Source organism: Arthrobacter sp. M2012083 (assembly GCF_000281065.1).
Lineage (GTDB): Bacteria > Actinomycetota > Actinomycetes > Actinomycetales > Micrococcaceae > Arthrobacter.
Map to the genome: position 1 here is coordinate 62,129 of NZ_AKKK01000004.1, position 24,919 is coordinate 87,047.

The window sequence follows — 24,919 nt, forward strand, 5'->3', positions numbered from 1 at the left end:
CCCACGAAGGAACGTGTTTGATATGGCCGCTGCTGAAGTCCTTTCTCCTTGGTTGCCCCATGAGTCGCTGCGCCAAACAGACCGGCTGCGCGAACTCTTCCTGATGCAGCCTCACGCTGACCTCACCGGAATCCGGCCGATTGTGGCACGCTCCTGGTACAGAAGCCGTGCGGCTGGCGTCGACGCTGTGGTGGACCGGGGATTCTTTGATGAAGGCCGGGTGGACGAGTTCACCATCAGTGCTGCGGGCCCGCACTTGCAGAAATTGGATGAAGTCGCAGCTGACATGGGAGGCTACGTCAACATCACAGCCCCGAACGGAGTCCTCGTCAAGGCAGACTTCCTGCGCGACGACGGCTTTCCAGCAGGGTATTCACTCTTGGAAGAGAGTTGCGGCAGCAACGGAGAAGGTCTCGCTCTGGAAGAAGGGCGGGGCGTCTGGCTCGCACCGGAGGAACACTTCCGCGAAGACATGAGGGGCAACTGGTGTTTCGCTTCCTTGGTCCGTGATCCCTTCCACAACCGGGTCCGGGCTGTTATCGGTCTTACGTTGCCGGCCAACAGGGTCTCCGCGCTGGAACCGTCATCGACCCTGCTGATGCTTGAGGGGGTTGCATCCCGAATCGAACGCGACATCGAGGTCCGCACGTCATCCAGGGAACGGGCGCTGCTCAGCGAATACTTGACGGTCTCGCGCCGCAGGGGCAATCGCGCCGTGATTGCCTTGGATGGCAAGAACTCCCTTCTCAATGCCTCCGCAACCGCTAGCTTGGAGGACAGCGACTTCTCCATCATTTCGGGCTACGCAAAAGCGGTGATGTCCTCCGGTCGGGAAATGAACTATGAGGTATCGCTTCAGGGACCCGGGCGTTCCACGCTTGAAGTTTCACCGGTGACGCTCTCTGCATCCAATGTCGGTGCCATCGTGGTTGTCCGTCCTCATGTTCCTGTGAAGGTGCGCATTTCCGAGTCCGTCAGCGACCTTAATAGACCGGAACCATCATTGCCGGACACTACGAACCGGCTCATGAAGCATTTGGACGGGACAAGCATGGGTTTCAAACGTGCCCTGAATCTGGCCCGCAAAGCTGTAGAGCAAGAACGCTCAGTGGTAGTGATCGGTGAACTGGGCAGCGGTAAGCGCAGGTTGGCCGGCGCCATTGCGTCGATGCGTGGTGAGCAGATGGTGGTAGATGCGAGGACTGGGGCGCTGAGGAATCCGCAAATTCGGGACGTGATTCACCGCGTGTCCACGGAGCTTCCGCCAACTTTGGTTGTTGAACACGCCGACGAACTCTCCCAAAATGAAGCCGCCGAGCTGGTCAGTAACCTGAGAGGCAACACCACCACCAAACTGGCGTTCACTATCACTCACCCCACGGATGCCACCCTCCTGCTCTCGGACGCATTCGACGTCCTGGAAATCTCGGTGGAGCCCTTGCGTAATCGCAGGGAAGACATCCCACCGCTTGCTTCTGCCATCGCCGCAGAGATGGGCGACCGGAAACTGTCCCGCCGTCTCCTCACCACCCTGACTCACGCGGATTGGCCCAGGAACATCGATCAACTGCGGGCCGTCGTGTCGAATGCCGTGGAGCGTGCCGCCGGGGCCGAAGTGACTGTGGACGATCTTCCTCAGGGCTACCACAGGGTCCTTACCAAGGGGCGGCTGTCCAGGCTGGAGGACGCCGAGCTCAGTGAGCTCCGCACGGCCCTCCAGGAAGCCGATGGCAACCGCAGCCTGGCAGCAGTGGCCTTGCAGATTGGCCGTTCCACCCTCTACCGCCGGATGGACTACTTCCGCAGCCGCGGATTCGACCTCTAATTCGGGAACTTAAGGCAGCCGGCTACCGCTTAGGGCCGGCTGCTTTTTGCTGCCTGCCAAACAGCCTGGCGAAGCTGGGACAGTGTCCCACCCAGGTGTCTCGATCTGGTACGGATCAGCCATACGGACCCGCGTTCTACTTGAAACTACCCGGACACCGGCACCCCTCCACGGGGCGCTGGCAGATCAAGAGGGTACAAAAACGAACAGGACGACGACTATGACCCGCGATGCCCACGGAACCATTCTTGTGGCCCCACATCACTTTCCGAACCTGGACCGCGAGCACGCGCTCGCCAAGGAGTTCGGTTACACACTCAATCCGGCTGCCGACGCCGATTCCTTTCGCAAAGGACTTCCCGACGCCGACATCGTGATGATCACTCCGTACGCGAAACTCACGGCGGTGGACTTCCCTCTGATGTCCAACTGCAAGGCTGTCATCAGGTATGGAATCGGCTACGACAACATTGATGTTGCCGCAGCTACCGAGGCCGGCATTCCGGTATCCATTGTCCCTGGGACTGCGTCGGAAGAAGTTGCCTCGCATGCTTTTGCCATGGGCCTGGCCTTGGCCCGCAGGTTGCCTGCTGGTAATGCGTCCATCCGGGACCTCGGCTGGGCCGGGACCATCGGCTACGACACCCCGGTTCTTTCCGAACTAGAGGTCGGCGTTTTGGGAATGGGCCGCATCGGCCAGCACGTTGCCCGCATGTATCAAGCTGTTGGGGCACAGGTCCGGGCCTACGACCCATTCGTCACGGAGAGCTTTGTGGACCTGACCACTCTGGAAGACATCCTGGAGAATTCCGACGTCGTCTCACTGCACCTGCCGCTGACTGCGGATACGGCCAACCTCATTTCCAAGGATGTTCTGGCCCGGATGCGCAAAGGTGCGGTGGTTGTCAACGTGTCTCGTGGCGGCCTCATCGAGGAATCAGCCCTTGCCCAGGCGCTCACCTCCGGGCACATTGCCGGCGCCGGCATCGACACCTTCGCCGAAGAGCCACTCGGTGCTGAACACCCGCTTCGTTCAGCGCCCAACACCATCCTGACGCCCCACATTGCGTGGCGTTCCAACCGCTCCACGGGTGCTCTGCAGGAGGGCGCCGTGGAGAGGGTCCGCCTGGCTTTGACGGGGCAGCCGCTGATCGACCTCGTGAACTGAAAGACTGGAGAGAACCAAGTGGGAACAGAGCAAAAGAACGCCATCACGCAGAACCACCCCGCGGAGGATCCACATCTGCGCAGGGGACCCCGCGGCTTCCCGTTGCTGCCCGGCGGCTATGGCCGATCGACGTACTACACAGGTGCCCCGAGCCCTTACGCCATCCGGGGCGAGGGGTACCGTGTCTGGGATGACCGCGGCCACGAACTGATCGATGCAAACAACAATTTCACGTCCCTGATACACGGCAACGCCCACCCTGAGATCACGGAGGCCGCCACCAAGGCACTCACAGCCGGTGCCAGCTGGGGAATCCCCAACCTCTACGAGTGGGACCTGGCCGACCTGCTGTTGTCCCGTCTACCCGACCTCGATCAGGTGCGGTTTGCCAACTCCGGCACGGAAGCGGTGATGTCCGCGATTCGCATTGCGCGGGCCAGCACCGGGCGGGAACGCGTCATAGTCACCAAGGGCGGCTACCACGGCACATCCGAGGTCGCTCTGGTTCCAGGCGGCCCCTCCTACCAGAGGGGAGTCACTCAGGGTGTCATTAATGACGTCACTGCGGTGCCGCTCAACGATGTCGAGGCCCTGCGTCAGGAGGTGGAGGCAGCACCGGAATCCTATGCTGCGATAATCCTTGACCTGCTGCCGAACCGTGCTGGCCTGCTCCGGATTTCCGAGGACTTCGTTCACACGGCCCGTGAGTTGGCCACGCGGTACGGGATCGTTCTGATCATTGACGAGGTCATCAGCCTTCGGCTTGGTTTCAACGGCTTCAGTGGAGAGTACGGCGTTTCTCCGGACTTGCTCACCACAGGAAAGTTGATTGGCGGAGGGTTCCCCGTGGGAGCAGTGGCTGGTCGTGCTGAGCTGATGGCCGAAGTGGATCCGACCCGCCCCGGCAGCTTGCCACACGGCGGCACGTTCTCGGGGAACCCGGTCAGTATGGCAGCCGGAGCAGTTGCTTTACGCCTTTTCACTCAAGAAGAAGTCAAGAGACTGAATCACCTCGGCGACACAACACGGGACGCCGTGAACGCGCGGATCGCAGACGCCGGCTGGGAAATACGTGGGCGGGGTTCGCTGCTGCGGGCTGTTCCCTCAGGCGCGGAGAAAGTGGGCGAGCGCACCCAGCATGAACTGTGGTGGGCGTCCTATGAGCGGGGTTTGCTCGGCTCGCCAGCCAACCTGCTGTCCTTGTCCACGCCCATGGACGAAAAGGTCGCGGAGGACATCGCAGATCGACTGACCGATGCCGTGCTCGCCGTGGCAGATGGCACGGCCACGAAAGGGGAGAAGTAACCATGAAGATCGTCTCCTACAAACACGAATCCGGCGTTCGCGGCGGTGTCCTGATCGACGACGCTGTCTATGATCTCGAACTGCTGCTCCAAGGATCCACGGACGCAGTTCACGGCGCCACCAGCTCCGTCCGAGGTTTCCTGGACCTTTACGGCGACCGGATCCCGGCGATCTCGGCGGGGATCGCTGCTGTAGCAGCTGAGGACCCCGTGGCCCGCGTCGGCGCGTTGTCTGAGGTTACCTTGACCACCCCTGTGGCGGACCCGTCAAAGGTGCTCTGCATCGGCCTCAATTACAAGGACCACGTGGCCGAAACCGGAAGGGCGTTCCCTGAATACCCGGATGTGTTCGCAAAATTTGCGTCAACGATGATCGGCCCACAGGACGAAATCGGCGGAACCCGGGTCAGTGAAAACCTCGACTTTGAAGGGGAAGTCGCTGTGGTGATTGGCCGCCGGGCCAGTGAAGTGTCTGAGGACGAAGCCTTGGACTACGTTGCCGCACTGGCGCCCCTGAACGACATCACCGCACGAGATCTCCAGTACCGCGGCACCCAATGGCTGGCCGGTAAGGCCGTTGACGGTTCCACCCCCTGGGGTCCTGCGCTGGTAACGCTGGACGAAGTGGGGGACCCGCAGGCACTGGACATCACCACGTGGGTAAACGGCATCGAAGTCCAGCATTCCAACACGCAATACCAGATCTTCTCCATCGCCCGTGTTGTCTCTTACCTGTCGAGCTTCCTCACCCTCGAACCCGGAGACGTCATTGCCACAGGTACACCGCAAGGCATCGGCGCCAAGCGCAACCCTCCCGTCTGGCTCGAACCGGGCGACACGGTCGAAATTGAGATCGAAAAGGTCGGGCTGCTCCGCAACCGCGTGGCCAAGCCCCAGCGATAAACACTTCAACTCCTAGAAAGACAGAAATCCCATGAGCGAAGTACAAACACAACCGGGTGAAGCGAGGTACCGCATCGCCGTCGATACCGGTGGCACGTTCACAGATGTGGTGGTCGGATCAGATACAGGGGACATGGCCGTTGGCAAGGCCCTGACCACTTACGACCGCGTCTTCACCGGCTTCGAAGCCTCTGTCCGCCGCGCTGCCGAATCTGTTGGCTGGAGCGGCGATGACGTCCTGCGGAACGCAGATGTCATTGTCTACGGCACCACCCACGCCACCAACGCTGTTCTCACCGGCAAAGTGGCCAAAACGGCACTGCTGACCACGGACGGTTTTGCCGACACCCTCCTGCTCCGTGAAGGTGGCCGCAGGGATGCCTTCGATTCAAAGGCCGCCTACCCGCCGCCCTACATTCCCCGCCAGCTGACCTTCGAAATCACCGAGCGCATCTCTGCCGAGGGCGACGTCCTGGTGTCACTGGACGAAGAGCAGGTCCGCGAAGTCCTCGGATCCTTCAAGGAACAGGGCATCGAAGCCGTAGCAGTCTCCTTCCTGTGGTCCATCATCAACGATGCCCACGAGAAGCGGGTTGCCGAGCTGATCCAGGAAATCCTCCCCGGAGTTCCGTACACGCTCTCCAACGCGGCAAACCCCACCATCCGCGAATATCGACGCTCCTCGGCAGCCTCGATCGACGCTTCCCTGAAGCCGTTGATGGCCGACCACTTGGGCAAGCTCCGCTCGGACCTCCAGGAGTACGGTTTCGCGGGGGACCTCTTGGTGGTCACCTCCGAAGGTGCCGTCCTCGACGTCGCCGATGTCCTTGACCGTCCCGTCCTGCTTCTGAACTCCGGCCCGTCCATGGCACCGTTGGTGGGCGCGGCTGCTGCTCCAGACCACGACACCGTGGTGGTCTGCGACATGGGCGGCACCACCTTCGATGTTTCCTTGGTGGAGAACGGCGTGGTCCGTCACACCCGTGAGGCGTGGCTGGGGGAGCCGTTCGTCGGTCACCTCACCGGTTTGTCCTCCGTCGCGGTGTCCAGCATTGGCGCCGGCGGCGGCAGCATCGCCTGGATCGACGGCGGCGGGCTGCTTCGCGTGGGCCCGCAGAGTGCACGCAGCACCCCCGGTCCGGCAGCCTACGGCCGCGGCGGCGAAGAACCAACCGTCACGGACGCTTGCGTGGCGCTCGGCTACCTCGACACAGAGGGCTTCGAAGGTGGCTTCACCCTGAACCGCGAGGCTGCCATTAAGGCCATTGACACCCGCATCGCCGGGCCGCTGAAGATGGACACCCTGCAAGCTGCCCAGGCCATCCTGGATGTCTCCGCCAACCACATGGCCACCGCCATCCGACAGTCCGCCCTCGAACAGGGCGTTGATCCCCGGGGCGCGCTCATTGTTGCCGGCGGTGGCGCAGGTGCCATGGTCGCAGCGATCATTGGCAGGCTGCTGGAAGCCGACACCGTCCTTGTCCCGGCGACCGCCGGCGTCCTGGCCGCCTACGGCGCCCACCGCGCCCCGATCGCCACAGAGTTCCTCTCTCCGCTGCACAACGACACCCGCAGTTTCGACGCCGGTTCGGCCTCCCGTGCTGTGGAGGACCTGACAGCCAAGGCTGAGGTCTTCGTGAAGCGCTTCGATGGCGTGGGAAACGAGCCCAACGTCACCTACTTCGTTGATGCCCGCTACCCGGGCCAAGCCTGGGACCTTCGTGTCTACCTGGACGCTGCGCCAGATACCGCAAGCGACGCCGCAGGGATCATTGAACGCGCCTTCCACGAAGAGCACGACCGTCGCAACGGCACGCACGATCCTGATAGCCGGGTGGAGATCATCACCTGGGGTGTCCGCGTGGAAATCCCGCGGCCGGAACACACCAAGGAAGAAGCGGGGATCAGCCGGGAGACCGAAGTCCACCGCACCGACTCCATTGTCTTCGGTGGGGAGAGCTTCAGCACTCAGCGCTACCGCGGAGTCACCCTTGCCCCTCGGGACAAGATCGAAGGCCCGGCCGTCATCGACCAACCCACAACCACCATCGTGGTCCCACCAGAGTGGAACGCCACGCTTGACGAACGATCCAACATCTACCTCACCCGTAAGGAGGCGTAGGAAATGACACGCGAATTTGACCCCGTAAAGCTCTCGGTACTGGCCAACGCATTTGACGGCATTGTCCGCGAAATGACCAGCGGCCTGCTGCGTTCGGCCCGATCCTCCGTGATCAACACTGCCCGCGACTTCTCCTGCGCAGTACTTACAGCGGACAACCAGCTCCTCGCTGCTGCAGAGGGGGTACCGGTACACGTCTTTGGTGCCGGACCCCTGGGCGAAGACATGGTGGAACTGCACAAAGACATCCGCGAAGGCGACGCGTTTCTCCATAACGACCCCTACATGGGAAACTCGCACGCCGCAGACCATGTGATCCTGGTTCCGATATTCGTCCACGGACGGCACCTGTTCACGGCCGTCACCAAAGCCCACCAGGCAGATTGCGGCAACTCGCTCCCCACCACATTCTTTGCTACCGCACGGGACGTCTATGAAGAAGGTGCGCTGATCTTCCCTTGCGTCCGGGTGCAGCGCAACTACACGGACATTGACGACATCATCCGTATGTGCCGGTCCCGCATCCGCGTCCCCGATCAGTGGTACGGCGACTACCTCGCATCGGTCGGGGCTTCGCGCATCGCCGAGCGCCGCATCCACGAGCTCGCCGAAAAGTTCGGGGTGGAAGACCTTGAAGACTTCGTGGACGCCTGGTTCGACTACTCCGAGCGCCTCACCGCGAGCGCGATCGAAACATTGCCCGAATACGTCCTCCACGGATCCTCTGACCACGATCCCTTCCCGGGTACCGGCCCAGAAGGCGTGCACCTGCAGGCAACCCTTGAGGTAAAGCCCAAGCAGGGCAAGATCATCATTGACCTGCGGGATAACCCGGACAACCTCCCCAATGGCCTGAACCTGACCAAGGCCACAGCCACTGGCGCGGCACTGGCAGGAATCCTCTCCGGCATCCCGGAGAACCTTCCCAGCAACGCGGGAACCTTCCGCCGGGTGGAGGTGCTGCTTCGCGACGGCTGCGCCGTAGGGGTGCCGAAACATCCGTACTCCTGCTCGTCGGGTACTACCAACCTGGCCGATCGGGTGGTCAACATTGTTCAGGCCGCTTTCTCGCAGATCGACGACGGCTATGGCACCGCTGAGGGCGCCGCCGGGCAGGCACCGGCAAAGTCGGTGATCTCGGGTATCGACGAGCGCAACGGCAACGCCTACGTCAACCAGATCCTGGTGGGCGGGGTTGGCGGCCCGGCTACTCCCTACGTAGACGGCTGGCCCACATACCAGCGTCCAGTGTGCGGAGCCCTTCTTTACCACGACAGCGTGGAAGTCGATGAGCAGCGCTACCCGATCCTGGTCCACGAACGCACCCTGGTAGCCGACACCGGCGGAGCCGGCCGCCAGCGCGGCGGACTCGCAACCCGGGTCACCATGGAACCCCGTGGGGAGAGCGTCACCCTCACCTACGGCATCGAAGGCAAGATCAACCCGCCCAAGGGTGTCCGTGGCGGCCACGACGGGGCAGAACCGTCCGCCTGGGTAGAGGACCTCAAGACCGGCGAACGGCGCGAGATACCGGTAGTAGGCCGCTACGACCTGCAGTCGGGCGAGAAGGTCGTATCCATCACCCCCGGCGGTGGCGGCTACGGCGATCCGCTGGAGCGTGACGTCCTGGCAGTCCTCGACGACTACCGGGAATCACGCGTCACTGCCGAGGCCGCAGCTGCCGATTACGGCGTCGTTATCACCGACGGCGCAGTTGACGAGGCAGCCACGGCGAAGGCCCGCCAGGAACGCCTGGCCGGCTAGCCGACAGCTATCGCAACCCATCCCGAGGCGGGGTATATTCCTCGCCTCGGGATGTTCCAACAAACATTTACGGAGATTCACATGGAACCCATTCGAGTCGGCATCATCGGCGTCGGAAATGTCCTTAACCAATACCTGGACAAGATCGGCGTCCACCCCGACGTCAACATCGTTGCGCTCGCGGATGTGAACCCCGAGGCAGTGCGGAAGCGTGCTGCCGAGTACGACGTTCCCAAGGCCCTCACTCCGGACGAGTTGCTCGCAGATGAAGACGTGGAGTTGGTCCTCAACCTCACGCCGCCCAAGCTCCATGCGCCGGTCACCCTCCAGGCGATCGCGGCCGGCAAACATGTCCTTTCGGAGAAGCCCTTCGCAACCTCCCTTGAGGAAGCCAAGCAGATCCTGGACGCAGCAAGGGCAGCCGGCGTCAAAGTCGGCTCCGCGCCCACCACGTTCCTGGGTTCCGGCATGCAGACCAGCCGCAAACTCATCGACGACGGCTGGATCGGCGAGCCGGTGGCGGCCTTCGCATCGTTCGCGTGCCGGGGCTATGAGCACTGGCACCCGAACGTGGACCCCTTCTACAGCCCCGGGGCTGGCCCAATGCTGGACATCGGCCCGTACCTGATCACCAATCTGGTGAACTTCTTCGGCCCGGTGAAGCGGGTATCCGCGACAACGCCGCGTTCCTCCGAGACCCGTCCCCGCCCGGGCAAAGAGGGCGAAGTCATCCAGATCCAGACCCCCACGCACGTCACGGGCGCCCTCGACTTCGAGTCTGGCGCTACAGCTACGGTGATCGTCAGCTGGGACATCTGGAACCACAACCTGCCGCACCTGGAAATCTACGGCACGGGCGGTTCGCTGGCCGCTCCGAACCCGGACCACTTCTCCGGCGCTCCCGTGCTGCGCCGCGGCGAGCCTGGCGACCTTGCGTTGGACATGACACCTCCCGGTGGCGGAGATTGGCGCGAAACGCCCATCACCCACCGGGACGACGCCTACCGTGGCATCGGCCTTGCCGAATTCGGTTACGCCATCCGCAACGGCGTGGAACCCCGGACCGGCGGCGACTTCGCCTATCACGTACTGGAGGTTCTGCTTGCTTTCGAAGCATCCTCGGAGCAAGGCCGACACATCCGGATTGAAAGCACCTGCGAACGGCCGCGCCCGCTGCCCTCCGTCGGGCCCCAGGAACCTTACCGTTTCGACTAAAAGGACAACAGCCAGAACAGCAGCCGACGGCGGGACTCAAGTTCCGCCGTCGGCTGCTGTTTGTCTTCCATGGCCGGGCCGCGTATCAAACTGGGACACACCGGCGCCTTCGCGCGGTGAAAACCTGAAGTTCGGGCGAATCGGTGTGGAAAATGCCGACGCACCTTCGAATTTAGGAGATCGCATGACTAGCACAGCCGCTGCTGACATCGGCACCGTGGTCAACACCGCAGGCGACAAAAAGGCCGTCCGCCGCCGCACAGTCGCACAAGCAATCGTTGAATACCTTCAGGTCCAGTACAGCGAATTAGACGGTGAACGCAGGCGCCTCGTTCCCGGAATGTACGGCATCTTTGGCCACGGCAACTCCGTTGGCTTGGCGCAGGGAATCGACGAATATGGTGTGGACTTCCCGCACTATCAGGGCAAAAACGAGCAGTCCATGGTCCATGCGGCCATCGGGTTTGCAAAGGCTTCCAACCGCGCCGCAACACTTGCGTGCACGGCCTCAGCCGGCCCGGGATCGACCAACATGGTATCCGGCGCCGCCACAGCAACCACCAACCGCCTCCCGGTGCTTCTTTTCCCCGCGGACATCATCAACAACCGTTTCGGTGACCCGGTGCTCCAGCAGATCGAGCACCCGGTGGAACGTGATGTGTCGGCCAACGATTGTTTCCGCCCGGTCAGCCGCTACTTTGATCGGATCACCCACCCGGCACAGTTGCTGTCCACACTCCCTGAAGCCATGCGGGTACTCACCGATCCCGTCGAAACCGGGGCCGTGGTTGTTTGCCTGCCCCAAGACATTCAGGGCGCGGAGTTCGACTTCCCGGAATCCTTCTTCACGCCGCGCGTATGGCACATTCGCCGTCGCCCGGCAGTTGAGGACGAGCTGCGCGACGCCGCCGAAATCATCCGCAACGCCAAGCGTCCGCTGCTGATCTCCGGTGGCGGTGTCCGCTACTCCAAGGCACAGGAGGAACTGGCACGCTTCAGCGCGGAGTTCGGCATCCCGGTGTCAGAGACCTACGCGGGCAAGGGCAGCGGACCCATCACCGACCTCAACCTCGGTGCTCTGGGTGTGACCGGAACCGTTGGCGCCAACGAGATCGCGGACGGCGCAGATGTGGTCATCACTGTCGGCTCGCGTCTCCAAGACTTCATCACGGCCTCGCATTCGCTGTTCCAGAACCCGGATGTTAAGTTCGTCAACCTCAATGTGGGCTCCTTCGATGCCCACAAGATGGGCTCATTCCCGGTCATCGGCGATGCAAGGCTGTCGCTGGCTGCTCTGCGGGAGCGTCTGGCGGCCGTTGGGTACTCGACGTCGGACGAGTTCCGCAGCGACATCGCAGATGCCCGCAAGGCCACGATGGAGGTGCGCAAGCACGACCTTCAGGATTTCGCCGGCGAACTGATGAGCCAGGCCCAGGTGATCGACGTACTCAATAAGCGCACCACAAGTGACGACGCCCTGATTTTGGGCTCCGGCGGCGTGGTTGAAGGCATCCATAAGGCGTGGGATCCCTCCAACGGCACCGAAATTCACTTTGAATACGCCAACTCCTGCATGGGCCATGAGATCCCGGCGGGCCTCGGCTACCGTTTGGCTCGTCCCGATGCGCCGGGCGAGGTATATGTCCTGATCGGTGACGGTACCTACTTCATGCAGCCCACCGAACTGGTCACGGCAGTCCAGGAACGCAAGAAGATCATCACTATCGTTATCGACAACCGCGGACACCAGTGCATCTGGCCCCTCCAAGTTGCCAAGGGTGGTCCTGGCCGCGAATTCGGCACACAGTACCGGGAACGCAGCAAAGAGTCAGGTCGACTGGACGGGTCGATCCTCGACTTCGACATCGCAGCCAACGCAGCCAGCATGGGCTGTGCTGCCTGGTCCACGACGACCATCGAGGAGTTCTCGGCCGCCCTCACCGAGGCGCAGGAAGCCGAAGGCCCCGCCGTGATCGTGGCCCGAGTTGAGCCCTGGCGCTACCTTTCCGGCAATGGCGCCTTCTGGGACGTTGGAGCTCCGATGACTTCGGAGCGACCCGCAACGCTCGAGGGCATCGCCAAGCATCTCAAGGGCCGTGAGCGCCAGCGCTTCTACGCTGCCACCACCGCACCTGAAACGCGCTGAGCGCACCGGGCGGGACCGCTACGCAGCGGTCCCGCCCGTCGTCTTACGGGCTTGCCCGTTCTTTCCAATTTTCGCAACAAAGGAGCATTCATCATGAGCGCATTTGCCGTTACTGATCCGGCTACCGGAACCATCCACGCCGAATACCCCGCAGCCACTGATGCCGAGGTGGAAGCCGGGCTCAGCGCAGCACAGAGGACCTACCAGGAGTGGTCCCGTACCACCACGGTGGCCGAACGGGCGGCCTTGGCCAAGCGTCTTGCGGACCTGTTTGTCGAGCGTAAGGACAAGCTGGCCGCCATCATCAATCGGGAGATGGGCAAGCCGCTGCAGCAGGCAGTGGGCGAAGCTGAGTTCTCCGGTTCCATTGCGGCCGCTTTCGCGGAGCACGCCGAGGAATGGCTGGCCGATGAGCAACTCGAAGTAGCAGACGGGCTCCGGAGCTTCTTCCGGTACCAGGGCCTCGGCGTGATCCTGGGCATCATGCCGTGGAACTACCCCTACTACCAGGTGGCACGGTTTGCCATTCCGAATATCATTTTGGGCAACACAGTGATCGTCCGCCACGCCAGCCAGTGCCCGGAATCGGCGTTGGCGTTGGAGGAACTCTTCCGCGACGCAGGCTTCCCGGAGGGCGCCTACGTCAACCTGTTCGCCACGCACCAGCAGATCTCCACCATCATTGCCGACGATCGTACACAGGGCGTCTCACTCACGGGCTCAGAGCAGGTGGGTGCGATCGTTGCCGAGCAGGCCGGACGCGCCTTGAAGAAGTGCGTGCTGGAGCTCGGTGGGGCCGACGTCTTCCTGGTGCTCGATACGGATGACGTGGACCTTGCAGTGAAGAAGGCCGTCATGGGCCGCATGGGCAATACAGGCCAATCCTGCAACGGTTCCAAGAGGATCGTCGTGATGGACAAGTACTTCGATGAGTTCTCGGAGAAGTTCAAGGCGGCCATCGCCGGCCAGTCCTACGAGAACGGTGATTTCGGGCCGATGTCTTCGGCTTCCGCCACCAAATTCCTGGCCTCGCAGGTGCAGGGTGCCTTGGACCAGGGGGCCGAGATCCTGGTGGGCAACAATGAGCCCGAGGGCAACGTCTTCACGCCGACGGTTATCACCAACATCACCCCGTCCATGGACGTTTACAGCGAGGAGCTTTTTGGCCCTGTTGCGCAGCTCTACAAGGTCGGCAGTGACGCTGAGGCGATCAAGCTGGCCAACTCTTCGCCGTACGGCCTGGGTTCCGTGGTGATTTGCGACGACGTTGAGCGCGCCGAGCGCGTCGGCAACCAGCTCGACGTCGGCATGGTCTTCGTAGGCGCCTATGACCTCAGCGGTGCGGATGTACCGTTCGGCGGCGTCAAGAAGTCCGGGTATGGACGGGAACTCGGCAAGGTAGGAATGCTGGAGTTCGCGAACAAGAAGCTGTTCCGCTTCGCCAAGTAGTCAGCAAACCTAAGAAGGAGGCCGGATCGTCGTGATCCGGCCTCCTCTTTTGTGAGTGGGGTGATGGTGGCGGTTCAGGCCTGGTAGGTGGTGTGTCCGGAGACTTCCGGGATCTCAACCCAGTTCCCGGAACCGGCGCTGCGCAGCGATGCATCCACCAGTTCCGAGGCAGACCAGCCGTCAGCAGCAGACGGACCCAGCTGTTGACCTTCGGCCACTGAGCGCAGGAACAGGGCAGCCTCTATGGTCTTGAGATCGTTAAAACCTATGCCCGGACCCGGACCCGGCTGGAAGCGTCCGAACTCGCCGTAGGACGGCGGCGTCATGATGGTTCGGTAGCCGCTGCGGTCCGTGGCAACTTCCAGCTGGTTCATCCGTTCGAAGTTCCAGCGGAGTGAGCCCTCGGTGCCGTAGACCTCGATGATGTATTCCGCGTGGGGTCCAATAGCTACCCGGGTGGACTCGAACATGCCGATCGCGCCGCCTTCGAACCGGGCGAGCATTGCCGTGTAGTCCTCGTTTTCCACCTCCCGGGTGACTTCGGACGCCTGGCCCATGTCAAAGGAATTCGAGGAGTTTCCCGCCGGAAGAGGCCGGTCCTTGATGAACGTCTCCGTCACAGCATTCAGAGAGGTGATGCGTCCTACCAAGAACTGGGCGAGGTCGAACCCGTGGCTCAAGACGTCACCCAGGACTCCCGAACCTGCCCGGGCCTGCTCGTAACGCCAAGTAAACACCTGGCTTGGATCCGAGGCGTAGCCGGTGAGCAAACGGATCTGCACGTTGGTGATGCGGCCCAGAGTGCCGGAGCGAATCAGCCTGCGGGCCTCCGCCACAGCCGGGGCGTGCCGATAGTTAAAGCCCACCGAGGTGATCAGCCCCGCAGCCTCGGCCCCCTGCGCGATCTCGCGGGACTCCTGGGCGCTCCGTCCCATAGGCTTCTCGATCCAGAAGTGCTTGCCGGCCTCGATGGTGGCAAGGGCTATTTCATGGTGGAGGAAGTTCGGGGAGCATATGGAGACCACATCCACATCCGGGTTCTCCAGTACCTTGCGGTAGTCAGTGGCGGTCTCCTTATACCCGAGGGCATCCTCGGCATGATGGCGGCCGGCGTCGTCGGGATCCGCGGCGATCACAAGCTCCGGGTGCCGTGGCAGTTCCGGGAAGAACTGCTTGGTGGCCAGGTAAGCGCGGGAGTGCAACCTGCCCATCCATCCGACCGAAATCAGGCCAACCCCAATGCGGTTCTGCTGTTCCAAGAGGACTCCTTAGTCTTTACCGCTCTCAGGCGGTGCTGTGCCGCAGAATGACGGCGGCATCTACTGATCAGCCTAGGAATGTTGCGGGTGTGTGCTGTGTCTCAATGTGAGACACATGGCGCCGGGATAGCGCTGTTTTAGTTGAAGGAACCAGCCCGACACCACCTAGCAAGAGGAGCCCGTCGACGATGATGGACCGCAACCAACCACTACGAACCGGCCCCCTGCGCGTGCTCGTTACTGGAGCTTCGTCAGGTGTCGGGGAAGCCACGGCCAAGTTGTTCGCAAGCCGTGGCGCCCGTGTGGCGTTGTTGGGCCGCCGGCCTGAAGAACTGCAGCGGGTGGCCGCGGACATCGGCACCGATGCCCACACTCTGGTTGCCGACGTCTCCGATGCCGGGGCCGTCAGGAACGCTGTGAGGAGTGCGATCCACGTCATGGGTGGTTTGGACGTGGCGGTCAACGCCGCAGGTGTAGCAGGACATGTTGCCTTGGAAAACCTCACCGATGACCACTGGCATGAGGTGCTGCAGACCAACTTGTCCGGCACCTTTTATGTGGCACGCGAGGCTGCACTCCATATGCGGCGGGCCGGCCGGGGTGCGATCGTCAATGTCGCTTCCGACCTGGCCTCTGTTGGCGCTGCAGGACTCGTCCACTACTGCGCAGCCAAAGCCGGTGTCGTGGGACTCACCAAAGCGCTGGCCCTGGAACTTGCGCCCTCCGTCAGGGTCAACGCCGTCTGCCCAGGTCCGATAGATACGCCCATGGTGCGCGCCGGATTGTCGGCGGCACCGGATCCTTTGGCGGCCCTCACGTCGAAAGAAGGCACCGTGCCGCTGAACCGCCTCGCTGATCCAGAGGAGGTGGCAGCCGCTATTTATTTCCTGGCGGTCGAGGGGACCTTTGCCACCGGAACCAGCATGGCGTTCGACGGCGGCACAACAGCTGCGTAGGAACGCCACCAATTACCTGTCAACTGAACAAGCCCAAGGAGCTTTGAAGGAAATGGAAGAGTCAAACTACAAGGACCTCCGCAGCGCACGATGGTTCGCGCCGCATGATCTCACCGGATTTGTTCACCGCACGGCGATCCAAGCTGAGGGATTCTCACGCTTTGCGCTCAAGGACAAGCCGGTCATTGGCATCGCCAATTCCTGGTCGGAACTGGTCAACTGCAACATCCACTTCAAGCTCCTGGCTGATGCGGTCAAGCGCGGTGTCTTGATGGCCGGCGGCCTGCCGCTGGAGTTCCCCACAATTTCCTTGGGCGAAAGCCTGATGAAGCCCTCGGCCATGCAGTTCCGCAACCTGATGGCCATGGACGTCGAAGAGTCCATCCGGGCATACCCTTTGGACGCGATCGTACTCCTGGGTGGCTGTGACAAGACTGTCCCGGCACAGCTTATGGGAGCAGCAAGTGCCGATGTTCCCACGATCATGCTGACCGGCGGACCCCAGGAGCCCGCACACTTCCGCGGGAAACAGCTCGGTGTCGGTACAGACACGTGGAAGTACGCAGATGAACTGCGCGCAGGAAAGATTACCGAGGCGGACTTCGACGAGCTTGAGTCGGCCGCGAAGCCCTCTGCCGGGCACTGCAGTGAGATGGGTACGGCCTCAACCATGACCTCGCTGGTTGAAGCACTTGGCATGTGTTTGCCGGGTACCGCGTCGATCCCCGCGGTAGACGCGCGCCGTGCCCAGGCAGCGGAAGCAACGGGACGCCGCGCGGTGGAGATGGCGCTGTCACAGGGGCCGAAGCCCAGCGAAATCTTGACAAAGGAGGCCTTCGATAACGCCATCACACTCCTGATGGCTGTGGGAGGGTCCACCAACGCAGTGGTCCACCTGCTGGCTCTAGCACGGCGTGTCGGCTACGAGCTGCCCTTGGACCGATTCCATGAGATTTCCCAACGGACGCCCCGAATTGTCAACGTACGTCCATCCGGCGAGTACCTGGTCCAGCAACTCTTCCAGGTTGGCGGAATCTCCACCGTTCTCAAGGAGCTGACGCCACTGCTAAATAAGGACGCAATAACCGTCACAGGCGAGTCCCTTGAGAAGGGCTACCTTAGTGCTCCCGAACCTGACGGCGTGGTGGTCAGTACGCTGGAGGCGCCTTTCGATGCCTCCGGAGGCATCGCCGTCGTGCGTGGCTCCCTGGCGCCCAACGGCGCTGTCATCAAGAGGAGCGCCGCTTCCAAGGACCTGCTGCAGCACAAGGGTTCCGCAGTGGTGTTCGAAGACATCTACGATCTGGGACGCAGGATTGATGACCCCGATCTGGACATCTCCGAGGACTCAGTCTTGGTCCTGCGCAACAGCGGGCCGGTTGGGGCTCCCGGTATGCCCGAGTGGGGCATGCTGCCGATCCCGGAGAGACTTCTGCGCCGCGGTATCCGGGACATCGTCCGGATCTCAGATGCCCGGATGAGTGGCACGGCCTTCGGCACTACAGTCCTGCATGTTTCCCCAGAGGCTGCCGTGGGCGGCCCGCTGGCGATTGTCCGCGATGGTGATCCAATCGTGCTCGACGTCGAGAACCAGCGCCTCGACTTGGACATCCCGGCAGAAGAAATCGATAACCGCTTGGCCGAACTCAAACTTCCGGAACCGAAATATCGTCGCGGCTATGGTCGGCTCTTCATCGACCACGTGAACCAGGCCCACGAAGGGTGCGACTTCGACTTCCTCAAGGGCCTGCCTGACGAGGAACCACAGCGACTGCCGTACGGCCTGATGAGCGGTTGGCAGGGCGGCTGGTAGCCGGCAACGGGTCCAATCTGAAGATGGGTTCCCCACAGGGACACCCCGGGAAGGAAAATGTGTCACAACCAAAAGTAATAGCCATTGTTCAGGAAGGTCGCCCGCTCCCTCCACTGGAACGGCTGAAGGCCGACGCCGATATCGTTGTGGTCCGCACCGCGGATGAGTACCGTAAAGCGCAACCGGGTGCGGAAATCCTGTTTTTGAACGACTTCAGGACCAAACTCCTGCGCGAAGTAGGGCCGGGGGAGTTGCGGTGGATCCATACCTCGAGCATCGGCGTCGATAGTCTCATGACGGACGACATCATCAATAGTGACATCGTTGTGAGCAACTCCCGGGGCGTCTGTGAGCGTCCCATTGCCGAGTGGGTTCTGGGCGTCTTGTTGATGTTCACCAAGGACCTCCGGCGCACCATTGAATTGCAACAGGCCAGAACATGGCAGCATCGTGAGACCGAGCCCCTGCTGGGTCGGAAAGTGCTTGTGGTGGGTCCGGGGCCTGTAGGCCGCGAGACGGTCCTTCTGCTCAGGGCAGCTGGCATGGACGTGACGGTCGTGGGCCGGTCAGGCAGGAACGATCCCCAGCTGGGCACCATATCCGGCTTTGATGGCCTTGAGGAGCTGTTGAGCCAAGCCGATGATGTCGTGCTGACACTGCCGCTCACAGAGGAGACCCGGGGATTGTTCAACTCTGCAATGTTCCGCACCATGAAGCCCGGGGCGAGACTGGTCAACGTGGGCCGTGGAGCGGTGGTCGTGGAGCAGGACCTCCTGGACTCCCTTGATGCCGGACACCTCGGTGCAGCCGCGCTGGACGTCTTCGAGTATGAGCCGTTGGATGCCGGCAATCCGTTGTGGGGTCGACGCGACATCCTGGTCTCACCGCATGCATCCGGCGATCTCATCGGTTGGCGGGGAAGGGTAGTGGACTGCTTCGCCCGGAACCTGAGCCTCTGGAAAGCCCACGAGCCGCTGAACGACGTAGTGGACCTGAAGAAACTCGGCACGGTCAGCCCGGCGGCCGGGGTCTGAGACACCCTGCTGGGGCCAATCCCATGGGGTATTCGGCGCTTTAAAACCGCGTGGAATACCCCATGTGATCCCGTGTCCCAAGCTGGTACAGTGCTCCCACCATCCCCGTCGATAGTGTGATTCAGCATTCAAACTTTCGTGACGAGGATTACATGTCTAGCACAACAAGAGGTACGACGAAAACGCCGACCCAGACCCAGGACCATAAGCTCAGCGGCAATATGGGCGTAGGTGAGCTCGTGATGAACGTGCTCGCTTTCTCCTCCCCGCTGACGACAGTCGCGGGCACCCTGCCCGTGATGCTCCTCTTCAGTGGGCACACTGCTCCGGGCATCTACCTTCTGGTAACACTGATGCTCCTGATTTTCTCCGTGGGTTTTGTGAAGATGAGCCGCAGCGTGGAGGCGCCGGGAGGTTTCTACTCCTTCGTCACGGCAGGCCTGGGCAAACCCGCCGGCCTTGGAGGAGCGTTGCTTGCCCTCTTCGGATATGTGTTTATTGGGTTCTTCGCTCCGTCCCTCTTCGCCCTGACACTTCAGAGCTTTGTGGTCAATACGCTCAATGGTCCTGACATCCCGTGGTACTGGTACGGTCTGGGCATCATTGCCGTCACCACACTGCTCGCCTACAACCGCATTGATCTCTCCGCCAAGGTCTTGACGGTGGTCATGCTGCTGGAATCGGCAGTAGTTATCGTCTTTGACATCGCAGCCTTTGCGGCGGGTTCAGGCGAAGTTGTCCAGGGAATCGGCTTCTCCATGCCGTGGATAACAGATGCCGGTCTGGGTTTGGCACTGCTGTTCGCCGTCGGAAACTTCTTCGGGTTTGAAGCGACGGTCATTTACAGGGATGAAGTCAAGAACCCGGACCGCACCATTCCCAGGGCCACCTACATTGCGGTAGTAGGAATCGGTCTGTTCTATGCTGTCGCCGCCTGGGCTTACACGACCTTCATTGGAGCAGACAAAGTTCAGGACGAGGCCGCCGCTAATACAGTTAACCTCTTCAACGACGGCGCCACTGCTCTGGTCGGCAAGATCTTTGCGGATGTGGCGGTGGTATTGCTGATCACCTCGATCCTGGCTTCGATGCTCTCCATCCAAAATATTGCCGCGAGGTACAGCTTCTCGCTGGCAGCCGATGGGGCGCTACCGTCCGTGCTGAGCCGGGTCCATCCCCGGCACAAGTCACCTTACGTGTCAGCCCTGGCAGTGGGCCTGGTGTGGGCCCTGGCCACGGTGGTCTTCACCTTGGTGGGCGTTGCCCCGGAGCTGCTGTATCCCATCGCAAGCGGCAGCGGAACCTTTGCTGTTCTCCTGTTGATGTTCATCACGAGCTTTGCTGTCCTTGTGTACTTTGTACGGCGGCGCCGCATCGCCCCTGAGTCGGTGTGGAAAACGATTGTCGCACCGATCATCAGCGTCATCTTCCTTGGCGTGATCACCTACCTTGCGATCACTAACTACCCCGAGCTCATCGGGGGATCGGCCGTGATGACGGCGATCTTCATGACTTTCACTTTCGCCTTGTTCTTCGGCGGGATCGGGTACGCGTACTACCTGCGGTCACAACGCCCTGATGTGTACCGGCGACTGGGCCGGCAAAGAGTCGACTAAAAACCAATCTCACCTGATCTTCAACTGTCTGGAGTTTTGCAATGACGCAACAAATCAGAGTTGGCCTCTTCGGCACGGGAAGAATAGGCCAAGTCCATGCCATGAGTGTGGCCACCTTGGATGAAGCCACCTTGTCCTGGGTCTGTGACCCTTTCGTCGAGGGTGCCAAGCAAACAGCCGCGGAGTTCGGGGGGCGCGTCAGCGATGACCCTCACGAGGTCTTCGCGTCAGGGGAGGTTGACGCTGTCATCGTAGCCTCGCCCACGAAGACCCACCTCGACCTTCTGGAGATGGCGGTAGACGCCAACATCCCGGTGCTCTGCGAGAAGCCGATAGATCTGGACATAGGCCGTGTGGATGCCCTGCGTGCAAAAGCAGCGTCGGCGGGCGTGCCCATTGCCTTGGGCTTCAATAAGCGCTTTGACAGGCACTTTGTGGAGCTCAGGAGACGGGTGGGCGCCAATGAAATTGGGGCATTGGAGCAGCTGGTCATTACCAGTAGGGATCCAGCGGAACCACCGGCTGCCTATTTGCCTCAATCGGGAGGAATCTTCCGGGACATGACCATCCATGACCTGGATATGGCGCGCTACTTCATCCCTGACATCGTTGAGGTGTCCGCGAGGGGTGCGAACGTTTTCAGCGATGGCATCCGTGAGGCAAACGACTTCGACTCCACCGTAGTCACCCTCCGGGGTTCCAAGGACGAACTCGTAACAGTCCTGAACTCGCGTCACTCGGCGTACGGTTACGACCAGCGAATTGAGGCTTTCGGAGCAACAGGGCTCCTGCACGTGGGCAACAAAAGCGACAGCCTCGTGCGGTACTGGGGAAGCCGGTCCGTCGAATCCGCGGGCCCCTACCAAGACTTCTTCTTGGAGCGATATGCGGAGGCCTACCGGCTGGAAGTTGCCGAATTCCTCCGCGCCGTCCGTGGCCTGCCATCGAGAAGCCCGGGATTTGAGGACGGCAGGGCTGCTCTCATCCTTGCCGATGCCGCGGAAGAGTCAGCCCGGACCGGTGTTGCCGTGGCAGTGAACCTCAACTAACACCTAGAGGTCGCCTGCCTGGGCCGTTGGCGTTTCGCAACGATATTTACGGCCCAGAGCAGGCTTTTTCCATTCTTTTTGAAACGATTCACAATCGGTGTTCCAAAGTGGTACACATGCTGAATTCGGGGATCCGTCAGAGTTCAGGTAAGTGAAACAGTGTGGTGAAGGTCACGCAGCTTCGGGATGTATTTGCAACTACCCGGAGCCAGCAGGGTCAAACAATGTTGATTGATCAGCCGCCACCAAAGGTGTTTCACCGGTTCATTTACATGGCCCTATCGAACGAGGATGAGATGACCGACGTACCACCGGCGACCCCTCCACTGGTCGCCCTCAACGACATACACAAAACATTCGGGGCGGTGTCCGCATTACGCGGCGTCAGCATCGATGTCCAACCCGGCGAAACCTTTGCTCTGCTTGGCGATAATGCCGCCGGCAAGTCCACGCTGATGAAAGTACTCACTGGCGTGTATCAACCCGATCAGGGTTCCATTGAGCTTGACGGAAAGACCACGGAGTTCCCCACGCCATCCGCCTCCCGCGACCAAGGGGTGGAGATGGTTTACCAGGACTTTGCCCTGGCAGACAACCTGGATGTTCGCTCCAATATCTTCCTGGGGCGGGAGCCGCAAAAGAATGTCCTTGGCCCCTTGTTGCGGATTATCGACCGCAAAAAGATGGAGCTTGAAACCAAACGGGTGCTTGAACGCCTGGACATACCCATCAATCCTCGGCTCAAGGTCAAGCGGTTATCCGGTGGTCAACGTCAAGCCGTCGCCATAGGCAGAGCGCTGGCATTTGACGCCCGACTCATCATCATGGACGAGCCGACAGCGAACTTGTCGGTGGCCAAGGTGGACAAGCTCATTGAGGTGACTCAACGCCTCAAGGATCTGGGCATTGCCGTCATCATCATCACACACCGATTGGACGAGGCCTTCGCCGTGGCTGACCGCTTTGCGGTCATGCGCCAGGGCCAAGTGGTGGGGCGGTTCCGCGTCGGGGATGTTTCAGAAGCCCAGGTGGCCCACTTGATCTCCCACGGCACCTTGGATGACTACATCGACGACGGTGCCGGCATCCCCGAAAAGCGCCGCAAAATCGGGAGCACCTCATCGATGGAAGTCGTCGATGTGATGGCAACTCCAGCCACTACGAACGGGAGTCACTCATGAGTCTCACAATGGAACGCGTCAAAACAAAGCTGGGCCCTGCGGACCTTAAAGAAGGTATGACAGCTACCAAGGTCAAGCGCTTCATCGGTGATTACGGGATCATCATACTTTTTGTGGTCATCCTCGTCTTTCTTGCCGCCGTAGCCCCCAACTTCCTGACCCTCAACAACATCGTCAATGTGGTTAGACAGTCGTCCATCATCGGACTGATCGCCCTCGGGATGACCTTCATCATGATTACCGCCGGCATCGACCTTTCTGTTGGTTCGATTGTGGGTTTGGCGGGTATGACCTTCGCCTTGCTGGCCCCGGCAAGCGGTGGAGCCTTTTGGTTGCCGTTGGTTGCCGGTCTTGCGGTAGGCCTGCTGGTTGGATTCCTGAGTGCAGCCTTAGTGGTCTGGGGAGCCATCCTGCCGTTCCTGGCAACACTGGCAACCATGGCCATTGCCCGCACGGCAGTCCTGGTCATGACGGACGGCCAGGTTGTTTCCGGACTCAGTGGACCTGCTGAATGGCTCGGCTCGGGCTTCATAGGCCCGGTTCCCGTCCCGGTCATCATCTTCTTGATCGCGGCCATAATCTGCGAGTTTGTGCTCAGCCGGACAAAATTCGGTTCGCACGTTTATGCCGTGGGTGGCAATGAAGAGTCTGCCAAGAAGGTTGGCATCTCCACCGGCCGTGTGCTGTTCACCGTGTACCTCATTGGTGGTGTGACAGCCGCGCTGGGTGGTTTGGTCCTCACTGCGCGTTTGGATGGCGCGGCCCCGGTGGCCGGCACTGGCTATGAACTCCAGGTGATTGCCGCCGTCGTCATTGGAGGAACGAGTCTCTTCGGTGGCGTCGGCACCATCCGCGGAACGGTCATCGGCGTTCTCCTGCTGGGTGTGGTGATGAATGGCATGAACCTGATGGGGGTCTCGTCGTACTTCCAGCAAGGCGTCCAGGGCATCATCCTGGTGCTCGCCGTGCTGTTGAACCGTTGGAAGTCGGACTGACCGCAACACCCGCACCAAGCAACAAAAAAATCTCCCTCAGCACAGACAGAAAACCACCGAAAGGAACACACCATGGGAATGCGACGGAGTATCGCAGCGGCGTTCGCAATGATGGCAGCAGGTGCGCTTACGCTGACCGGCTGTGCCGGCAGCAGCAACGCAACCAGCAGTGGCGGGACAGGCAAGACCTACAACATTGGCGTTGTGGTTCTTGACCTCCAAGACCCGGATCTGGCCCACATGACGGACGCCATGAAAAAGACGGCTGATGAAAAGGGTGTCAAGCTCAACATCACCGACTCCAAGAAGGACGTAGGCAGTGAACTGAACCAAGTTGAGGACCTCCTCACCCGCCAGGTTGATGCCGTAATTATGCAACCGTTGGATGGTGACGCCAGCCAGAACGCCGCAAAGCGCGTTATCGCCGCCAACATCCCGCTGTTTATCCTGTCCACCGAGTTCGCCGAAGGCTCAGACGTTGGGTACAAGAGCTACATCGGCGTCGATGACACAGTGGCCGGTGAAATGCAGGCAGATTATTTGAACAAGGCGCTGCCGGAAGGTGGCAACATCGTGTTCGCCGCCGGTGTCTACGGAGCCTCTTGGACGGATCGCCGAAAGAACGGCTTCGACAGCAAGATCAACAAGAACTTCAAGATCGTGGCGGAATTCCAAGCCAAGGGAAGCCGTGACGATGCCAAGCGCAACATGGAGGATACCCTTCAGCGCTTTGGCGCCGGCCAGATTGATGCGGTCGTGGCAAACAATGACGAGATGGCCATTGGTGCAGCCTCTGCCATTGCTGACGCTGGACGGACGGCGGAGTTCAAGGCAGTAGTCGGCGTCGATGGTACCGAACCAGCCATGCAGGACATCAAAGCCGGGACAATGTCGGCTACAGTCCGGCAGGACTCCGCTGGACAGGGTGTTAAAGCAGTTGAAGTGGTTACTGACTTCCTCAACGGCGGGAATGTCGAGAATCGCTACACCCTGCCCTTCACCCTCATTACCAAGGACAACCTCTCTGAGTTCTTGAAGTAGGACAATCCATCAATCAAACGGGCACGGCGGTTTTCTCCGCCGTGCCCGTTCCGTTTTGGCACACCTCCGCACATGCCGC

The 24,919-nt window shown here is 61.2% G+C and carries 18 protein-coding genes; 17 read left to right on the forward strand and 1 reads right to left on the reverse strand.

What is annotated here, in order from left to right:
• Positions 1 to 22: 22 nt before the first annotated feature.
• The 9 genes from A477_RS0102395 to A477_RS0102435 all read left to right on the forward strand — a co-directional run bounded on the left by A477_RS0102395 (position 23) and on the right by A477_RS0102435 (position 13,896).
• Positions 23 to 1,825: a sigma-54-dependent Fis family transcriptional regulator gene (locus A477_RS0102395; protein ID WP_017197446.1), complete on the forward strand. Its 1,803-nt coding sequence runs from the start codon at positions 23 to 25 to the stop codon at positions 1,823 to 1,825.
• A gap of 220 nt (positions 1,826 to 2,045) precedes the next feature.
• Positions 2,046 to 2,993, forward strand: coding sequence for a C-terminal binding protein (locus A477_RS0102400; protein ID WP_017197447.1), 948 nt, complete (start codon positions 2,046 to 2,048; stop codon positions 2,991 to 2,993).
• 18 nt (positions 2,994 to 3,011) lie between these two features.
• The gene (locus A477_RS0102405) at positions 3,012 to 4,298 is read left to right on the forward strand and encodes an aspartate aminotransferase family protein (RefSeq protein WP_017197448.1); all 1,287 of its coding nucleotides are present in this window, start codon (positions 3,012 to 3,014) and stop codon (positions 4,296 to 4,298) included.
• 2 nt (positions 4,299 to 4,300) lie between these two features.
• On the forward strand, positions 4,301 to 5,200 hold the full coding sequence (locus A477_RS0102410) for a fumarylacetoacetate hydrolase family protein (RefSeq protein ID WP_017197449.1): 900 nt from the start codon (positions 4,301 to 4,303) through the stop codon (positions 5,198 to 5,200).
• Between the two features lie 31 nt (positions 5,201 to 5,231).
• On the forward strand, positions 5,232 to 7,322 hold the full coding sequence (locus A477_RS0102415; protein WP_017197450.1) for a hydantoinase/oxoprolinase family protein: 2,091 nt from the start codon (positions 5,232 to 5,234) through the stop codon (positions 7,320 to 7,322).
• Between the two features lie 3 nt (positions 7,323 to 7,325).
• On the forward strand, positions 7,326 to 9,086 hold the full coding sequence (locus A477_RS0102420; RefSeq protein ID WP_017197451.1) for a hydantoinase B/oxoprolinase family protein: 1,761 nt from the start codon (positions 7,326 to 7,328) through the stop codon (positions 9,084 to 9,086).
• Between the two features lie 81 nt (positions 9,087 to 9,167).
• On the forward strand, positions 9,168 to 10,301 hold the full coding sequence (locus A477_RS0102425; protein WP_237715699.1) for a Gfo/Idh/MocA family protein: 1,134 nt from the start codon (positions 9,168 to 9,170) through the stop codon (positions 10,299 to 10,301).
• Between the two features lie 184 nt (positions 10,302 to 10,485).
• Entirely contained in the window at positions 10,486 to 12,447 is a 1,962-nt protein-coding gene (gene iolD, locus A477_RS0102430; RefSeq protein ID WP_017197453.1) for a 3D-(3,5/4)-trihydroxycyclohexane-1,2-dione acylhydrolase (decyclizing), read from the forward strand.
• A gap of 93 nt (positions 12,448 to 12,540) precedes the next feature.
• Entirely contained in the window at positions 12,541 to 13,896 is a 1,356-nt protein-coding gene (locus tag A477_RS0102435; RefSeq protein ID WP_026005296.1) for an aldehyde dehydrogenase family protein, read from the forward strand.
• Between the two features lie 74 nt (positions 13,897 to 13,970).
• Here A477_RS0102435 and A477_RS0102440 read toward each other — a convergent pair whose 3' ends face one another.
• Positions 13,971 to 15,155: a Gfo/Idh/MocA family protein gene (locus A477_RS0102440; RefSeq protein ID WP_017197454.1), complete on the reverse strand. Its 1,185-nt coding sequence runs from the start codon at positions 15,153 to 15,155 to the stop codon at positions 13,971 to 13,973.
• A 188-nt stretch (positions 15,156 to 15,343) separates the two neighbouring features.
• Between A477_RS0102440 and A477_RS0102445 the strand changes: the two genes are divergently transcribed.
• The 8 genes from A477_RS0102445 (at position 15,344) to A477_RS0102480 (ending at position 24,840) form a co-directional block, all read left to right on the forward strand.
• Positions 15,344 to 16,111, forward strand: coding sequence for an SDR family NAD(P)-dependent oxidoreductase (locus A477_RS0102445; RefSeq protein ID WP_017197455.1), 768 nt, complete (start codon positions 15,344 to 15,346; stop codon positions 16,109 to 16,111).
• Positions 16,112 to 16,163: 52 nt separating this feature from the next.
• A complete protein-coding gene (locus tag A477_RS0102450) occupies positions 16,164 to 17,924 on the forward strand; it encodes an IlvD/Edd family dehydratase (RefSeq protein WP_187329936.1) in 1,761 nt (586 codons plus the stop codon).
• A gap of 59 nt (positions 17,925 to 17,983) precedes the next feature.
• Positions 17,984 to 18,958, forward strand: a complete 975-nt coding sequence (locus A477_RS0102455; protein WP_014921507.1) for a D-2-hydroxyacid dehydrogenase — start codon at positions 17,984 to 17,986, stop codon at positions 18,956 to 18,958.
• 152 nt (positions 18,959 to 19,110) lie between these two features.
• Positions 19,111 to 20,574 carry an APC family permease gene (locus A477_RS0102460; RefSeq protein ID WP_014921508.1) on the forward strand — a complete coding sequence of 488 codons (1,464 nt, stop codon included), beginning with the start codon at positions 19,111 to 19,113 and terminating at the stop codon, positions 20,572 to 20,574.
• Positions 20,575 to 20,615: 41 nt separating this feature from the next.
• Positions 20,616 to 21,623, forward strand: coding sequence for a Gfo/Idh/MocA family oxidoreductase (locus tag A477_RS0102465; RefSeq protein ID WP_017197457.1), 1,008 nt, complete (start codon positions 20,616 to 20,618; stop codon positions 21,621 to 21,623).
• Between the two features lie 296 nt (positions 21,624 to 21,919).
• On the forward strand, positions 21,920 to 22,804 hold the full coding sequence (locus A477_RS0102470; protein WP_043470061.1) for an ATP-binding cassette domain-containing protein: 885 nt from the start codon (positions 21,920 to 21,922) through the stop codon (positions 22,802 to 22,804).
• Positions 22,801 to 23,799, forward strand: coding sequence for an ABC transporter permease (locus A477_RS0102475; protein WP_231745402.1), 999 nt, complete (start codon positions 22,801 to 22,803; stop codon positions 23,797 to 23,799). The genes A477_RS0102470 and A477_RS0102475 overlap by 4 nt, the downstream gene beginning before the upstream one ends.
• Before the next feature lie 72 nt (positions 23,800 to 23,871).
• On the forward strand, positions 23,872 to 24,840 hold the full coding sequence (locus tag A477_RS0102480) for a sugar ABC transporter substrate-binding protein (RefSeq protein ID WP_014921512.1): 969 nt from the start codon (positions 23,872 to 23,874) through the stop codon (positions 24,838 to 24,840).
• Positions 24,841 to 24,919: the final 79 nt, after the last annotated feature.